We start from the raw sequence: 15,081 nt of genomic DNA on the forward strand, positions 1-15,081 counted from the left end.
GCTGCTTGCGTGAGAACACCTGGATTGCTGTCTGCCCGAAGGCTGTTGTACAATACCGCTTAAAGGGAGGTTATATCATGGGAGATGTACAGAATAAGGTGAAGCTATCGCAATGGGATGCCCTGCTGCTGGAATCGCTGCGTTCGCTGAGCGGGTCTGACGAAGAACTGCTGCGCCGGGTAGGGGAAAAGGATCTGCCGGCGGATGAGAGTGAATACGGGTTCGACTATGGGCAGCTTTCTGCACTTGCCGATGAACAGCCGGAATTGTTCCGCCAGGCTGTCTTGGAGGGCTATCAGATCAAATATAATACCATCCGTGGTATCCGCACCTGGATTGCTGTTGCACTCGGAATCGAAGCGAAGCTGGAGCTTGCGGAAGGCCAGGAAGCCGTGGAGGCAGAATTGACGGAGGCTGAGAGCATCCGGCTGCAGAAGGTATTGTCCTACGGCTGGGAGATTACCGGCGGTTCTGCCTCGGATGGCAGCGCTGGAACGTACTTGATCAAGCCCATTCAGCGTTAGGAGCCGAGAAGGGGTGAAGGATATTCCGGTTCCCCATATATAGAAGAAGCCCTGTCGCTAGGTGGACAGGGCTTCTTCTATATTCTATAGGGGCCGTAGTGATTACATATTCAACTGGATTCGGCGGGTGCTCAGCACTCCGTCCAGTCCGGTAGGGTCTGTGCTGACCTTGCGCGCGACGAATTCTTCGGCCCGCTCCGAGGTGCGCAGGCGCAGCGGCTTGGTCTCCAGCCGGACCAGCTCCCACATGACATCCGCTACGGATTCCGCAGTCTGCGGCTCTACATTCCGCTCCAGGAACGTTCCTCTATAGGCATCGAGGACCGCCTTATATTCGTCTTCGAGGATGCCGCCGGTGCTAGCCACATGCCCCAGCACGGTGTTGTTGAATTCAGTAGCGATGGCCCCGGGTTCAAGCAGAGTGATGTCGATATTGAACTGCGGCTTGTAATAGGTTGCCAGACTCTCCAGCAGCCCTTCCACCGCGAATTTGCTGGCACAGTAGATCTCATTCATCGGTTGGCCAATCAGTCCGCCGACACTGGAGGTCGCCACAATATGGCCGTAACCGGTCTTGCGCAGCAGTGGCAGTGCGGCCCTGATCGTATGCATAACCCCGTACACGTTGGTGTCGAAGACATCCTGGATCTCAGGGAACGGCGCCTGCCCGAGCGCTCTAAGGTAGCCGAACCCCGCATTGCAGAACAAGACATCAAGCTTGCCCTGTTCCTGTTCAATCCGGTCCATGACCTGCTGAATGCTCTCCGGCTGAGTGACCTCCAGCTCTACGAACTGCAGACCGTCCACATCACGGTACCGCTCCTGCTCGCGCTCCAGATGGCGGGTCCCGGCATAGACGGCCCAGCCTTCCTGTGCGAACTTCATGGCGGTTGCGAGGCCGATGCCCGAGGAAGCCCCGGTAATACAGATAACTTGTTTCATAAGAATACAGCCTCCATTTATTTGAAATCTATAGCCTTCACACGTTAAACTTATACAATTTTGCCCATATTATAGCATATAGCAGAGGAAATTCCGGTAAGATGACATAAAGTTTGTTTTTTCGCAGAATTGGGCGGTGCCGAAGTTGCTATATTTGTTTTCGGTACGGTACACTATAATAAAAAATCCTAATCGCCAGCGAATGGAGAGGAACAAGGGAACAATGGATGTATTCAAGCGTTATATTGCAAATTTAACAGTCCGTCGCTTCTTGATTTTGGCACTGATAGGACTGCTGCTGTACAGTATTAGAGACATGCTTAATCTCGTGCTGCTGACCTTCCTGATCGCCTACGTAATGAACAGTTTTCAGGTGCTGCTGAGCAAACGGATCGGCAAATTTGTGAAGGTGAACAGCAAGGTCATTATCATTATATTGTATCTGGCGCTCATCACCATGATTGTACTTGCGCTGGTCAAATATCTGCCCAAGGTATTCTCGCAGATCAAGCAGTTAACCGCATTTCTCGGCACACTAACCTCTGATGATATTCCGCAGAATGAGATTATGCAGTATTTGTTCAATACGGTCAAGGAACTGAACTACCAGAGCTACCTGAATCAAGGGATCGAATACATCTTCAAGATCAGCAACTGGGGAACGACCTTCGTCTTATCGACGATTCTAAGTCTGGTGTTCATCCTGGAGAAGAACAGAATCGTCAGCTTCACCTCACGCCTGAGAGACAGCAAGATCTCCTGGTTCTATGTAGAACTGGAGTACTTCGGCAGGAAATTTATAGCCTCCTTCGGCAAAGTGATTGAAGCACAGATCCTGATTGCGTTGTTCAATACCTTGTTTACAGTTGTGGGGTTATGGATTCTGGGCTTCTTCTTCGAACCCTTCCCGTATCTCTTTGCCCTCTCCATTATGATCTTCATGCTCAGCTTAATTCCGGTCGTCGGCTTCGTTATTTCGCTGATTCCGCTATGCATCATCGGCTACAGCACCGGCGGACTGATCATGACGGTCTATATTCTGGCGATGATTGCTGTACTGCATGTCATAGAGGGATACTTCCTTAACCCGAAGCTGATGTCCTCCAAAATGAACCTGCCGATGTTCTACACCTTAGTCGTGCTGCTGTTCTCCGAGCATTATATCGGCGTATGGGGACTGATTCTGGGGATTCCTATCTTTGTCTTCTTCCTGGATATTCTGGATATCAACCGGGATAAGGAAAAAGCCTGATTCTACATCTATAAACAGCATAAGTGATATTCAGACTGCTAAGGTTTGGGTATCACTTTTTTAATATTAAACAAGCAGGAGGAACTACAAGATGATCAGATATCCGGTTTTAGACAAAAAGACAGTAATTGGTGTAACAGCCCCTTCATCGGGAGTGGGGGAGGAGCTTCGTGAACTGCTTGAGCTTGCCTGTGTGCGGCTGCAGAAGCAAGGTTATGGCGTAGAGTGCGGAGCCACGGCATGGACGCAGGAGAAGGCCAAGTCTGCCCCGGCCAGCGTGCGTGCGGCTGAATTCAACGGGATGATGGCTGACGAGCGCATCGGGCTGGTAGCCCCTCCATGGGGCGGAGAGCTGCTGATCGAGATGCTGGAGCAGGTGGACTTCGGGCAGATGAAATGTAAATGGATTCTAGGCTATTCCGATATCAGTGTGCTGCTGCTGGCGGTAACTCTGCAGACAGGCATTGCTACTGCCCACGGCACGAACTTCATTGATCTGCGTGGAGCAGAGACGGACAGCGTGACGGCCATGTGGGAACAAGTATTGTCTACCCCAAGCGGCGGGTCCGTCGTTCAGCATTCCTCGGAACAGTATCAGCTGGAATGGGGGGGCGGCGAGCCTTCACCCCATGTGTTCAATCTTACCGAAACAACTAGCTGGAAGACGGTAGGCCGTCAGACAATAACCATGCAGGGCCGCCTGCTGGGCGGCTGCATCGACGTGATCCGGCATCTCATCGGCACGCCGTATGGGGATGTGCAGCATTTCCAGCAGCATTTCATCCAGAATGAGCCTATCCTGTGGTATCTGGAGAACTGTGAGCTGGCGGTGACGGATCTGCGCAGATCTCTGGTGCAGATGAAGCTGGCCGGATGGTTCGAGCATTGCTCGGGCCTGATGTTCGGCCGCAGCGCAGCTAACCGCCCTGTGGAGAATTACACCGTAGAGGATGTGTACCAGGAGCTGGCTGTCGAGCTGGGACTGCCGATTGTGTATGACATCGACTGCGGCCATCTGCCGCCGCAGGTTACGCTGGTGAATGGAGCTTTTGCAGAGGTGGAAGTAGCTGGATCAGAGAGCGGGGACCAGAGCGGCAGAGGAAGGATTACACAGTATTTTCGGAGTTGACTAATCGACCTAGGAGGACTTCATATGAGCTATGATCTGATAATTTTTGAGCCGTCCAGTGCACCAAGGGACAAGAAAGAGTTTATGGCTTGGTTCGAGCAGCAAGTACAGTGGTCGGAAGATCATGAATATAATAATCCGTTGGTCTGCTCGGAGCCGCTGCAGCGCATGTACAGTAAGCTATCGGAGCATTTTCCCAATATGAATGTGGATGAGGAAGTTTTTGAAGCTATGGAGGAAGCCGGAACGGACAACCGGTTAACCGACTACTCGCTGGGCACCGACGTCATCTATGCGGCTTTCGCTTATTCTGTAGCCGAAGAAGCCTATACTACCATGCGAAGTTTGGCTGTAGAGTACAAGGTGGGATTTTTTAATGTTAGCAGCGATGACGGCGAAATCATTTTCCCTGATTGATGAAGCTTAAGGAACAGGATGAGTACATGGACAATAAACGGACATACCAACCACTCGATAACCTCTCGTCTGAAGAAGTTATGAACGTTCTAAATAGAAATCAACTGGAGGAGCTTCTCATCCTTCCGCTATCAGTAGGTGAGAATCACCCCAACTGGAAATTTGCCCAAGACGTTTGCGTTCAACTTTCGAACCACGAATCTTCAGGCGTTAGAGCCAATGCTGTTTTGGGGTTTGCGTATATCGCGAGAACCAAAGGACAGCTGGAAAAACACATCGTTAAACCCATTGTACTTAGAGAACTCAGAGAAAATCACGAGTATAGCTGGAGAATAACCGATTCGATTGAGGATATTAATCTGTTTATGAAGTGGAACATGGCTTCTAAATAATGCTCGGAGAAATAAGAATCAACTGGGAAAATAATTCACATAAGGGGATTTAGGATGTTCAAAATTGGGGCGTTTGCGAAACTGAGCGGCGTGACTGTGAAGACATTACGCCACTATGATGAACTCAGCTTGTTAAAGCCCGCTCATGTGGACGAAGAATCGGGATACCGTTTTTATACTGCGGAGCAACTGCTAACGATCCGTCGTATCGCCGGTTTCAAAGAGCAGGGTTTAACCCTTGAGAAGATACGGCCGATGCTCACCGGAACCGACTCTCTGACTAAAGCGGAGCGCACGTTGCTTGAGAAACGAAAGGAGCTGGAGCGCCAGATCCAAGAGGCTCAGCGACAAATTACGGTGATCGATGAACGACTCGTACGGATTGAACGGAATGAGGCGGTTGCGGAGGAAGGAACGTTCTTGGTGCGTAGCGTTGATCCGGTTCTCGTCGCTTACGTCCGCGAGACTCTTCCCAAAAACCAACTGTGTCTGTTGCTCGATGAACTGAAGCAGTATGTCCGCTCACATGGGGAAGAGCCGGACGGTGAGATGACAATTGTCTGGCATCGGAGGAGCGATCGCGATGAAGACCCCTCGGACATTGAGGTCGCTATGCCTGTCTCAAAATCGCTTCCTAATAGCGGCAGGGTGAAGATTCACCAAATGCCTGGCATAAAGGAAGCAGCCTCTTACACGCATCAATGTGACCCGTATAAGGATAATTGCAGGGCAAGCGAGACGCTGCGGGCTTGGATTGCTGGTACGGGTTACCGGCCACTTGAGACGATACCGGTTCGGGAGATTTATCTGACGTCGGACAAAGATATGTATGGTCAGCTACGTTTAGCAGAGGCGATCGTGCCGGTTGAACGAGTCTGAAGAATAGAGTAGAGTCCATTCCTTGACTCTCCCCTTATGAGGAGGGTTTATGATGGGATCAACCCATTATAAGGAGTGGATCTACATGAAATTAAAGCGTTTGGAAGGTCGAATCGCAGTCGTTACAGGAGCCAGCCGAGGGATAGGGAGAGCGATCGCGCTGCGTCTCGCCGCTGAAGGTGCTCTAGTCGCTGTACATTATGGTACACGGAAGGATGCGGCGGCAGAGACGGTTTCTACGATCGAAGCAGCGGGAGGTACGGCTTTTGCCATTTGTGCCGAGTTGGATTCTCTGGAGGGGGTCGATCGGCTTCTTCAGGGTTTGGATGAGGAACTTATCCGCAGAACTGGCATTAACCATTTTGATATCTTAATTAACAATGCCGGTATCGGCACATCCCCATCATTTGAAGAGACGGGTGAAGAGGACTTTGATCGGCTGTTCGCTGTCAACGTCAAGGCGCCGTTCTTCCTCGTCCAGCAATCGATCGGACGTCTTAGAGACGGAGGGCGCATTATCAATATCTCATCTGGAGTGACACGAATTGCCTATCCGCATATCATGGCCTACAACCTAACCAAAGGTGCACTAAATACATTCACCCTACACCTGGCTCAGCTTCTGGGTCCGCGGGGTATTACTGTCAACGCTGTCTTGCCCGGTATAATTGATACTGAAGTCAATTCGTCGTGGCTGCACACGCCCGATGGCCGTTTGTCTGCGGTAGAGATGTCGGCACTTGGTCGGGTCGGCGAGCCTTCGGATATCGCAGACATTGTCGCCTTCACGGCGTCACCTGACGGCCGGTGGATAACGGGACAAATGATCGATGCGACCGGTGGATCACATTTGTAAAACTGATCTAATTTTGTTTTCCGGGTAGGTCTTTGGTATGGCAGAACAAACGGCCGAATGAGACTATACGACGATTATTATTCAATATGGGTTCTGACTGTTGTCATTGCCGGGCCGAATGGGTAATAGAAATGATTAGAACTTTGGAATTGGCTTAATTTGGAACGGGAGCCAAGGAAACGGAGGGGCCAATCATGGCGGCACAGACAGTATCAGGAGTCAGCGGGGTACAGGCTATTCAAGCTTACGGCAGCACACAGAGCGATGTCAGTTCTCTGGAGAAGCAGCGGAACCGGCTGCTGATGGAGCTGGACAAGGTGAATGCGGCGCAGGGCGGAGAGATGCAGACTCCGTATCGCCGGGAGCAGCTACAGCGGCAAATACGGCAGCTGGAGGCCCACCTGGTACAGAAAAGCGGGAGTACCGCCTCGGCTTCATTGGTACCCGCTCCCCCGCTCCAAGACCATACCCCGCCCTGGCAGGCGGAGGGTAAGGGCGGCTTCAAGGGCATCGGCCTGACCGATCCCCGGACGGCGACGGTAGATGCTGACGGCCACTTCGACGCGTGGATATAGCTTAATAGCGAAGGTGCGCGATGCTTCCGGTGATGAGCCGGTTTGCCGTGCCCCGATGAAGGTGCACATGGTATGCTTAATTGTACTCTGTACACCTAAATTGTCTGATGTACCGGCGAATATCTGTTTAGCTGTATTTCGTACAATTAAAAAGCATCTGTACCTTGGTTTTCACCTATTCGGGCAGATTTAGTTGTACAGACTACAGTTATAAGAGGCGAGCCTTCCTTTTCACTGTTTTTAACTGCACAGAATACAACTATCCCTGAATGATCGCTTCGAACGCAGCTTGATAACGTAAAGCGAAAGAAGCGGAGGGGGAATTTGGAACTGTAGGAGCGGTAGCGACCGCCTTTGTCACCGGCCGGAAGTTCCAATGTTCCCCGCAATGACGGCGAAGCTTCATGTTTAAATTGGGCAAAATTCACACAATCAGAGAAGGAAGAAATGAAGACACCGCGCTTCGTTTCTTTCTTCTTTCATGTCTGGAGGGGGAAATGATGTTTCTATATCATTATTTTGATGAATCGGTGGGACCATTTGTCAGTTTATCCGACTTGCCCGTTGATCAGGCACAAGCAGTGCTGGAGACGATTAAACAGACCAAGCCCGGTTCCCAAAGCGCACAAAGACAGGATACATATGTGGAGTACCGGCGCCATTGTGAACAAATTATACGGACGGAATTCAAGAGAAAAGGGGGGCTTGTAAAAAGACCAACCCCGCACTATATGGTAGTTGAACACAGTCCGTGGTTAAGCACCTGGTTTGAACATAGCGCATGTATAAAGATTCCCATTGAAGAATTTGAACGAAACACGATTTCATTTACATACGGCGACTCCATGCCGACATTCAGCCCGAAGGTGAACGACGGAAAAGAATACAGGCATACGCTATATACCTATGACGAGATTCTAACCATCATTGAAAAGTACGGGTTGCCGCAGACCTGGAACAATGACGGCCAATACGGCCCTGAACGGTATATCGAAGCGCATATCTGGAACGATGAACCGGTTAATAAATACCGCGACGGGTCATTACCCAGAATATAAGAGCCAGAGCACTTACGGCTGCACCTAACAAGCACACTCCGTTCCAGCCTGCGTAAGCATAGATAGTGGTAGATGCAATTGCTCCCGTGGCGCTGCCAATGGAATAGAAAACCATGTAGCCGGCAGTAAGCCTGCTGCGTGCCTCAGGGCGCACATTAAGGATCATGCTTTGGTTGGTGACATGCACGGCTTGTACCGCCAGGTCAAGAAGGACAATACCAACGACTAATGCGATCAGCGAGTGCTCCGTATACCGGATGGGCAGCCAGGATAGAAGCAACAGAATCAAGGCCACACCTGTGGTCCTCTGCCCTAAACCCTGATCGGCAAGACGTCCTGCCCGTGCTGCGGCTAAGGCTCCGGCAACTCCGGCGAGGCCAAACGCTCCAATCGCAGTATGCGAGAGAGACAGCGGCGGAGCGCTGAGAGGCAGCACCAGGGAAGTCCAGAATATACTGAACACGGTAAAAATCATCAGGGCCAGCACAGCACGGATTCGCAGGATTCGTTCCTCTGCGAACAGAGTGAACAGCGAGCGGAGCAGCTGCAGGTAGGATAGTGATTCTCTTTTAGACTGATCCTGCGGCAGTATCCTAAGCAGTACACAGACCATGATTAATGTGAACACCGCGGAGACCAGGTAGACAGAACGCCAACCGGCCACGTCGGTTAATACACCTGAGAACGTTCGCGCCAGCAGAATGCCAATGACGATTCCACTTGTCACAACACCGACCGTACGCCCGCGTTCGGCCGGGGCCGCCAGCGTTGCCGCGAAGGCAACCAGCGTCTGTGTCACCACGGCGAGTAGTCCAACCGCAGCTATCCCGATGAATAACACTATGCCGGTGGGGGCAGTGCCAACCACAATCAAGGCCAACACAGATAATAGCATCTGTCCGGTGATCAGCCAGCGTCTGTTCAATAAATCGCCGAGGGGCACTAATAGCAGCAGTCCAAGAGTATAGCATACCTGAGTAATTGTAATCACAATGCCGACGGATGAATGAGTAATACCGAACTCTTGTGCAATCGCGTCCAGCAAGGGCTGCGCGTAATAGATGTTTGCCACTGCCATTCCGCAAGCAACCGCAAATAAGAGCGCAATTCTGCGGGACATTAAGGGGGCGGCCGTTGTGTCTGATGCGGTCAGCTCCTTGTGAGCAGGTTCAATGTGTTCCAAAAGATAACGCCTCCTTATATTTAGATTTGTTAGATGTGTGAAATTACATACTGATCGGTATATAATAGTCCTGATTAATATAAAGTGCCAAGAAGTCAGATGTCAAGTTGTATTTTTAGCCTGCTCCACACATTTGACAGGATGTAATTCAGAGAATAAAATACTAATAACATACTGTTCGATATGAAAAGAGGGGGAATTACTGTGGCCCGGCAACGCGAATTTGATGTGGACAAGGCTCTGGATGCAGCTATGCAGCTATTCTGGGAAAAGGGATTTGAAGCAGCCTCCCTAAGCGACTTGACCTCAAGGATGGGGATTCAGCGTCCAAGCCTATACTCTGCGTTCGGAGATAAAAAGGGGTTATTTGAAGCGGCGTTGCGTAAATATACGAGTGCCCATGCAGCCCATATTCGGACCACTCTGCAAGGCAATGCTTCGGTGAAAGAGGCATTCCGTGTTTTTTTTGAGAATCTGGTGGCCAAGGAATATACAAAAAGCCCCAACTGGGGCTGCTTTTGTATTAATTCAATGGTGGAGCTGGCGCCGCATGATGAGAAATTTGAAATTTTAACCAGAGAACATCAGATGTACCTCTCGGTAATATTCCAGGAAACGATTGAACGGGGAGTGCGCTCAGGTGAGCTTGACCGGGATATTCATGTTAAGGGTCTGGCGCAGACACTGGTGATCTCGCTAATCGGACTTACTGTATTCATGAAATCCCGTCCTGAACGGAGCTTTGTGGATAATTCCGTGAAGGAGATCCTTACCTTGTTAAGGTAACATCGGGTTTATTTACCACTCCGCAAAATTCTCTTCAATCAGCGCCGCGAACGACGCCGCAATAACCTCGTATTCTCCGGTATCATGATCGCAGAGCAGCACCCGGCCTTCGGGATCGAGCAGGATCGGATTGCCCGAGCCGTCCATGGAGAATACAACGCTGTGTGCGAGTATGGCTCCCGCAGGAGTGTCCTTGAAATCCTCGCGGAAGGACAACGTTAACTCAGTGATGCGCCCCTGTCCCATGGAGGAGGCGTTGCTGAAGGCATATACGGGTAGCCCGGCATAAGCGCCGCCGAAGCTTTTAATGAACCGGACATAGTCCCTATCCAGTGAAAGACCCAGCACCTTCTCTGCCGCGGCGATCTGGTCATCCGTTGCCGGTATGCCGAGCAGACTCCGATTATCCTCTCGCGTTAAAAAAAGGTGCAAGCGTTCCATCAGCGCATCATTCATAGTAATTCCCCCATTAAGTATGATATCCCATAATAATAACAAGAGCGGAACACAGGTCAATAGCCCCCGGTTCCGCTCTTTCTATATTCACTCGTTGTTTCTCGCTTTCCCCCTTACACAAAAATAACATTTCGATAATATTAGTCGCACAAAACCGCTTTAATATAAAGCCTGTAAGATATACCGCAGCACTACTGGAATTCCGGCTCAAGACAAGGCCAGGAACAGGGGGCGAATGATGTCCAAGCATTAAACCGGTTTAATGAAATGCGGGAACAAGATTATATAATCCGACTGCACGGGCAGGAGATAAGTGAGGTTTCCTTCTATGGCTACCATTGAGGATGTGGCGAGAGCATCAGGCGTTTCTAAAGGGACAGTATCAAGTGTGTTCAGTAAAAAAAGACCGATCAGCAAGGAAGTCACAGAGCGTGTACTGGCGGCAGCCCAAGACCTTAATTACAAGCCTAATTATTGGGCAAGAAGCCTTGCGAACAAATCGACCCGAATAGTAGGCCTTAATATTCAAGGCGAGAAATTTAAGTTCAGCCAGTTTCACCTCTCGCTTTTAAATGGTGTGTTAAGTGTCTGTTATGAGCAGGGTTACCGGCTGCTCGTCAACACGCTATCCCATACGTATCAGAATCAGCTGGAGCATAGGGTCACAGGTCCTGCCGACGGGGAGATTCTGCTGAACCCGGAAATTAGAGATGAGCGGATCACCGGGCTGCTGTCCGGGGATATCCCCCTCGTACTGATTGGCAGGCCTTCCGCCGAGTTCGAGAACCATATTTCTTATGTCGACAATGACAATGTCAGTATGACCGAGCAGATTACCCTCTACTTGCTTGAGCTGGGGCACCGGAACTTCTTATTTCTGAACGCGCCGGCAGACCGTACAGTTGCAGTTGACCGGGCCAGCGGGTTTCTGGCCGGGGTCATGCAAGCAGGACTTTCACAGTCTTCCTACAACATCCTATATAAGCCTGACCCGGACAATTCTTCCTTTGATTTCGGTTATAAGACAACGCTTAGGGAACTCCGGGCTAACCCGGCAATTACAGCCATAATATCGGATACCGATACGATGGCGCTCGGTGTTTACAAAGCAGCCGGGGTGCTCGGCATCAGTATTCCCGGCCAATTGTCCGTATTCGCCTTCAGTGACGACTCCATCTTCTCTCCCGAATTCACGCCGCCGCTTACGGGGGTCCGCCTCCATGCCGAACAGCTCGGGCGGGAAGCGGCAACTCTGTTGATTGAACGGCTGTCAGGCAACCTCAAGACCGTCAAAAGAACGATTGTCCCGACAGACATGGTTATCCGCAGCTCCTGTTCTGCACCCATTACAAACCTTGGAGGAAATCAATCATGAATAGGAATATGAATGCAGCAAAGGCCTTAGTCTTGGCCGGGACTGTACTATTGTCCGCATGCAGCAATAACAGCAACGCCTCTTCGCCATCGCCAGCGCCAGCAGAGAATTCAGAGGGCGTGAAGCTTGAGATTCTAGCCGGTAATGTGGGAGGCAAGACGCCTGAAGGCAATACCCAATTTGCGCAGGCCCTCAGCGAGAAGACCGGTCTTGAAGTGACACTGGACAAGCCCGCCAGCGATTATGACCAGAAGGTGCTGACCGCACTCAGCTCAGGGGCGAAATATGATCTAATCGAGGTCAGTGACCTGGCCAAGCTGAATGCACTCATTGACCAGGGTGTGGTAACCGATCTGACAGGTTTTGTGCAAGACTCCAAGATATTATCGGACCCATCGGTAATTCCGACCGGTGAATGGGAACAACTTAAAGGTCCGGACGGTAAGATATACGGCGTTTTCTCCAAATTTCAGGGGGCAACCATGCCTATCGTGCGCAAAGACTGGCTGAACAAGCTGGGCCTTCAGGAGCCTAAGACATTGGATGAGCTATACACAGTTCTGAAGGCGTTCAAGGAGAAAGACCCGGACGGGAACGGGCGGGCGGATACCTATGGACTCAGCACTGCGGGGCTGTATGATATTCAGGGGATTATGAGCGCAGCCGGGCTGAAATACAGATATGTGCTGGATAACGGCAAACGTACCCTTCCTTATGCAACCGATGCGGCTATTCCGATGTACGAATGGTTCGCCAAGCTTGTGAAGGAAGGGATTATGGACCCGAATTTCATTACGAATGATACTGCCAAAATGCGCAACCTCTTTCTGACGGACCGCGTAGGGATGGTAACCTACTGGGATGCGTGGGTAGGGATGTTCAATAATCTGAAGCAGCAGGAAGATGCTGCTACAACCTTCCAGGCTGCAGGGATGGCAGGACTTCAGGCGGCGGACGGTACGATACTTATGCGCCGGGGGGACCCGGATTTCTGGATAATTCCTGCCAATGCACCGCATCCTGAGGCTGCTAAAAAGTTCCTCGAATTCTGGAACACAGAAGACGGTATCACACTAGGAAGCCTGGGCGTTGAGGGTTATGACTATGCCTTGGACAACGGGAAGTACACCCTTACTGATATCGGCAAGGAAGCCAACATGGACCACGGCGTTCCTTATTGGTATAACACCACGGTGAAGCCGAAGTTCCCTGCTCTGCCTGGCGTCGAAGACGCTATGGCCCTCTCCAGAGAGTATGCAACCCTTGAACTTTCACTGCCGACATGGCCGGATGCGGAGAAGATTGTGACGAATTACGCGCTCAAAGCCATGGCAGGGCAGATGCCGGCGGGAGAAGCGGTAGAACAGATGCAGAAAGAATTAAAGGCGGCAAACCTAATCGACTAGAATAGACCAGAATCTGCAAGACTTGCAGGGGAAGCGGACTGTGATCATATTTCCGCTCCCCGCTTGTTAGGATTTCATTAAGGCAGGAGGCGGGACAGCCATGAGATTGATCAGGAAAAACTCTATATTGTACATCATGATGCTTCCGGTGATCCTGTACTTCATCATATTTGCCTATTACCCGCTGGCGAAAGGGCTGCAGACCAGCTTCCAGGACTACAAGCTAATGGGCGAACGTCCTTACATCGGCTTGGATAACTATAGACAGGTTATCCATGATCCAACCTTTTGGGATGCGCTATGGAATACGTTGTATATAGGGGGCGGAATTCTTATGGCCGGTTTTTTGGCTCCGCTGTTCATTGCATTGTCTTTGAACGAGGTCATGAAGAGCTGGTTCAAGAGAACCGCGCAGTTAGTGCTGTATGTTCCACATTTATTATCCTGGGTAGTCATTGGCGGGATATTTATTTTTCTGCTGTCTCCTGACAGCGGGCTTGTCAATTTGCTACTGGTCCGGGTATTTGGCATTCAGCCGGTTAACTTCATGGCAGATGAAGCCTGGGCCCGCAATATCATGATTGTTTCAGCCGTGTGGAAGGATATGGGTTACAATTGTATTTTGTTTCTGGCGGGCATTGCAGGAATCAGTCCCACACTGTACGAAGCAGCCCGGATGGACGGGGCAACCAGATGGCAGCAGGTTAGATACGTGACGCTGCCGCAGTTAATGAACACGATGAAGGTCATTCTGCTGCTGAACACACTCGGAATATTCCGGATATTTGACCAGATCTTCGTGATGCGCAATCCGGCGATCGCAGGCAAGGTCGATGTGCTCATGATGTATACCTTTCAGAAAGGCATTATGGAGATCCGTATAGGCCCGGCAGCGGCAGCCAGCTTCTTCGTGGTTTTATTTACACTGGTACTTGCCTCTGTGGTTAGAAAAACGACACGTTTTGATGAGGTGTAATCATGAATATTGAACATATGGAGCGAAGAGGATGGGCGAGCAGGACATTTGATGCTCTAAATGCGCTGTTCTTAATCTTACTGATGTTAACGATGATTATCCCTTTTGCCAATGTAATCGCCTTGGCCTTTTCTTCCGGGATGGCTTCCATGAAGCCTGAGATTATTCTGTTTCCCAAAGAATTCAGCGTAGAAGGCTTCGGGACAGTGTGGAATAGTCTGGATCTGCGGCGCCCTTTCATGAATAGTGTGATTGTCACGCTCACCGGCACGTTTCTTCATGTCCTGCTGTCCAGCCTGGCCGGGTTTGTGCTGATCCAGCCGCAATTGCCCGGCCGAAAAATCATGGTTTCCTTTATTCTGCTGACAATGATGATTCCGCAGGACGCCATGATGATTCCGCTCTATCTGGTGAATCAGGACCTGCATCTTATAAATACGTTAAGCTCCCTGGTCTTGTCGGGCATGATCTCCGGCTTTTCGATTCTGCTCATGCGCAATTTTTTCCTGAATGTCCCCTACGAGATGTGTGAATCGGCGCAGATTGACGGGCTGGGGATGTTCCGTATTTTCACAACGATGTATCTGCGTCTGGCTATCACCGGAGTCGCTACGGTCACCTTGTTTGAATTCGTGAGCCGTTGGAACATGCTCAGTGCACCGGTTCTGTTCATCAACGATAGTACAAAGATTACCCTTCAGGTGGCCCTCAAGTCGATGATCACAGATGCGAGTGCAACATCCGGCAATCTGCTGATAACAACCAATGTCCGGATGGCGGGAATCCTCATTTCGATTCTTCCGCTGCTGGCGGTATATCCGTTCATTCAAAGATATTTCATGAAAGGTCTTATGTTAGGAGCGAACAAAGAATAG

Annotated in this window: 17 protein-coding genes; 14 read left to right on the forward strand and 3 right to left on the reverse strand. The window is 50.6% G+C overall.

Annotated features, from left to right (window positions below; genetic code table 11):
- The first annotated feature begins 77 nt into the window (after positions 1–77).
- The gene (locus KDC22_RS01615) at positions 78–524 is read left to right on the forward strand and encodes a hypothetical protein (protein ID WP_173135219.1); all 447 of its coding nucleotides are present in this window, start codon (positions 78–80) and stop codon (positions 522–524) included.
- A 102-nt stretch (positions 525–626) separates the two neighbouring features.
- Here the strand turns inward: KDC22_RS01615 and KDC22_RS01620 are convergent, their stop codons facing one another.
- Positions 627–1,466, reverse strand: a complete 840-nt coding sequence (locus KDC22_RS01620; RefSeq protein WP_173135216.1) for an SDR family oxidoreductase — start codon at positions 1,464–1,466, stop codon at positions 627–629.
- 277 nt (positions 1,467–1,743) lie between these two features.
- Between KDC22_RS01620 and KDC22_RS01625 the strand changes: the two genes are divergently transcribed.
- The 8 genes from KDC22_RS01625 (at position 1,744) to KDC22_RS01660 (ending at position 8,024) form a co-directional block, all read left to right on the forward strand.
- A complete protein-coding gene (locus KDC22_RS01625; protein WP_425516984.1) occupies positions 1,744–2,718 on the forward strand; it encodes an AI-2E family transporter in 975 nt (324 codons plus the stop codon).
- 91 nt (positions 2,719–2,809) lie between these two features.
- Positions 2,810–3,847, forward strand: a complete 1,038-nt coding sequence (locus KDC22_RS01630) for a S66 family peptidase (protein WP_211721861.1) — start codon at positions 2,810–2,812, stop codon at positions 3,845–3,847.
- Positions 3,848–3,871: 24 nt separating this feature from the next.
- Entirely contained in the window at positions 3,872–4,264 is a 393-nt protein-coding gene (locus tag KDC22_RS01635) for a hypothetical protein (protein ID WP_211721862.1), read from the forward strand.
- Positions 4,264–4,656: a hypothetical protein gene (locus tag KDC22_RS01640; RefSeq protein WP_246553630.1), complete on the forward strand. Its 393-nt coding sequence runs from the start codon at positions 4,264–4,266 to the stop codon at positions 4,654–4,656. The genes KDC22_RS01635 and KDC22_RS01640 overlap by 1 nt, the downstream gene beginning before the upstream one ends.
- Positions 4,657–4,710: 54 nt before the next feature.
- Positions 4,711–5,535 (forward strand): MerR family transcriptional regulator, encoded by an 825-nt coding sequence (locus tag KDC22_RS01645; protein WP_173135204.1) that lies wholly within the window; start codon positions 4,711–4,713, stop codon positions 5,533–5,535.
- 85 nt (positions 5,536–5,620) lie between these two features.
- Positions 5,621–6,391: an SDR family oxidoreductase gene (locus tag KDC22_RS01650; RefSeq protein WP_211721863.1), complete on the forward strand. Its 771-nt coding sequence runs from the start codon at positions 5,621–5,623 to the stop codon at positions 6,389–6,391.
- A gap of 194 nt (positions 6,392–6,585) precedes the next feature.
- Positions 6,586–6,966 carry a hypothetical protein gene (locus KDC22_RS01655; RefSeq protein WP_211721864.1) on the forward strand — a complete coding sequence of 127 codons (381 nt, stop codon included), beginning with the start codon at positions 6,586–6,588 and terminating at the stop codon, positions 6,964–6,966.
- A 497-nt stretch (positions 6,967–7,463) separates the two neighbouring features.
- Positions 7,464–8,024 carry a hypothetical protein gene (locus tag KDC22_RS01660; protein WP_211721865.1) on the forward strand — a complete coding sequence of 187 codons (561 nt, stop codon included), beginning with the start codon at positions 7,464–7,466 and terminating at the stop codon, positions 8,022–8,024.
- On the opposite strand, the gene KDC22_RS01665 is transcribed toward KDC22_RS01660, so the two are convergent.
- Positions 7,987–9,144 (reverse strand): MFS transporter, encoded by a 1,158-nt coding sequence (locus tag KDC22_RS01665; RefSeq protein WP_211723858.1) that lies wholly within the window; start codon positions 9,142–9,144, stop codon positions 7,987–7,989. The genes KDC22_RS01660 and KDC22_RS01665 overlap by 38 nt on opposite strands.
- Before the next feature lie 267 nt (positions 9,145–9,411).
- Between KDC22_RS01665 and KDC22_RS01670 the strand changes: the two genes are divergently transcribed.
- The gene (locus tag KDC22_RS01670; protein WP_211721866.1) at positions 9,412–9,993 is read left to right on the forward strand and encodes a TetR/AcrR family transcriptional regulator; all 582 of its coding nucleotides are present in this window, start codon (positions 9,412–9,414) and stop codon (positions 9,991–9,993) included.
- Between the two features lie 12 nt (positions 9,994–10,005).
- Here KDC22_RS01670 and KDC22_RS01675 read toward each other — a convergent pair whose 3' ends face one another.
- On the reverse strand, positions 10,006–10,449 hold the full coding sequence (locus KDC22_RS01675; protein WP_211721867.1) for an SMI1/KNR4 family protein: 444 nt from the start codon (positions 10,447–10,449) through the stop codon (positions 10,006–10,008).
- 328 nt (positions 10,450–10,777) lie between these two features.
- Here KDC22_RS01675 and KDC22_RS01680 point away from each other — a divergent pair, with 328 nt between their 5' ends.
- From KDC22_RS01680 to KDC22_RS01695, 4 genes are all read left to right on the forward strand, one after another.
- Positions 10,778–11,824 carry a LacI family DNA-binding transcriptional regulator gene (locus KDC22_RS01680; RefSeq protein WP_211721868.1) on the forward strand — a complete coding sequence of 349 codons (1,047 nt, stop codon included), beginning with the start codon at positions 10,778–10,780 and terminating at the stop codon, positions 11,822–11,824.
- Positions 11,821–13,230, forward strand: a complete 1,410-nt coding sequence (locus KDC22_RS01685; protein WP_211721869.1) for an extracellular solute-binding protein — start codon at positions 11,821–11,823, stop codon at positions 13,228–13,230. The genes KDC22_RS01680 and KDC22_RS01685 overlap by 4 nt, the downstream gene beginning before the upstream one ends.
- A gap of 100 nt (positions 13,231–13,330) precedes the next feature.
- Positions 13,331–14,206, forward strand: coding sequence for an ABC transporter permease subunit (locus KDC22_RS01690; RefSeq protein WP_211721870.1), 876 nt, complete (start codon positions 13,331–13,333; stop codon positions 14,204–14,206).
- Between the two features lie 2 nt (positions 14,207–14,208).
- Positions 14,209–15,081: a carbohydrate ABC transporter permease gene (locus KDC22_RS01695; RefSeq protein WP_246553235.1), complete on the forward strand. Its 873-nt coding sequence runs from the start codon at positions 14,209–14,211 to the stop codon at positions 15,079–15,081.

Source organism: Paenibacillus tritici, assembly GCF_018207515.1.
Lineage (GTDB): Bacteria > Bacillota > Bacilli > Paenibacillales > Paenibacillaceae > Paenibacillus_AQ > Paenibacillus_AQ tritici.

Bases quoted from the DNA above. Each gene is read 5' to 3' on its own strand.
- KDC22_RS01615 (WP_173135219.1), top strand. From the start codon at position 78: ATGGGAGATGTACAGAATAAGGTGAAGCTATCGCAATGGGATGCCCTG.
- KDC22_RS01620 (WP_173135216.1), bottom strand. From the start codon at position 1,466: ATGAAACAAGTTATCTGTATTACCGGGGCTTCCTCGGGCATCGGCCTC.
- KDC22_RS01630 (WP_211721861.1), top strand. From the start codon at position 2,810: ATGATCAGATATCCGGTTTTAGACAAAAAGACAGTAATTGGTGTAACA.
- KDC22_RS01635 (WP_211721862.1), top strand. From the start codon at position 3,872: ATGAGCTATGATCTGATAATTTTTGAGCCGTCCAGTGCACCAAGGGAC.
- KDC22_RS01640 (WP_246553630.1), top strand. From the start codon at position 4,264: ATGAAGCTTAAGGAACAGGATGAGTACATGGACAATAAACGGACATAC.
- KDC22_RS01645 (WP_173135204.1), top strand. From the start codon at position 4,711: ATGTTCAAAATTGGGGCGTTTGCGAAACTGAGCGGCGTGACTGTGAAG.
- KDC22_RS01650 (WP_211721863.1), top strand. From the start codon at position 5,621: ATGAAATTAAAGCGTTTGGAAGGTCGAATCGCAGTCGTTACAGGAGCC.
- KDC22_RS01655 (WP_211721864.1), top strand. From the start codon at position 6,586: ATGGCGGCACAGACAGTATCAGGAGTCAGCGGGGTACAGGCTATTCAA.
- KDC22_RS01660 (WP_211721865.1), top strand. From the start codon at position 7,464: ATGATGTTTCTATATCATTATTTTGATGAATCGGTGGGACCATTTGTC.
- KDC22_RS01665 (WP_211723858.1), bottom strand. From the start codon at position 9,144: ATGTCCCGCAGAATTGCGCTCTTATTTGCGGTTGCTTGCGGAATGGCA.
- KDC22_RS01675 (WP_211721867.1), bottom strand. From the start codon at position 10,449: ATGAATGATGCGCTGATGGAACGCTTGCACCTTTTTTTAACGCGAGAG.
- KDC22_RS01680 (WP_211721868.1), top strand. From the start codon at position 10,778: ATGGCTACCATTGAGGATGTGGCGAGAGCATCAGGCGTTTCTAAAGGG.
- KDC22_RS01685 (WP_211721869.1), top strand. From the start codon at position 11,821: ATGAATAGGAATATGAATGCAGCAAAGGCCTTAGTCTTGGCCGGGACT.
- KDC22_RS01690 (WP_211721870.1), top strand. From the start codon at position 13,331: ATGAGATTGATCAGGAAAAACTCTATATTGTACATCATGATGCTTCCG.
- KDC22_RS01695 (WP_246553235.1), top strand. From the start codon at position 14,209: ATGAATATTGAACATATGGAGCGAAGAGGATGGGCGAGCAGGACATTT.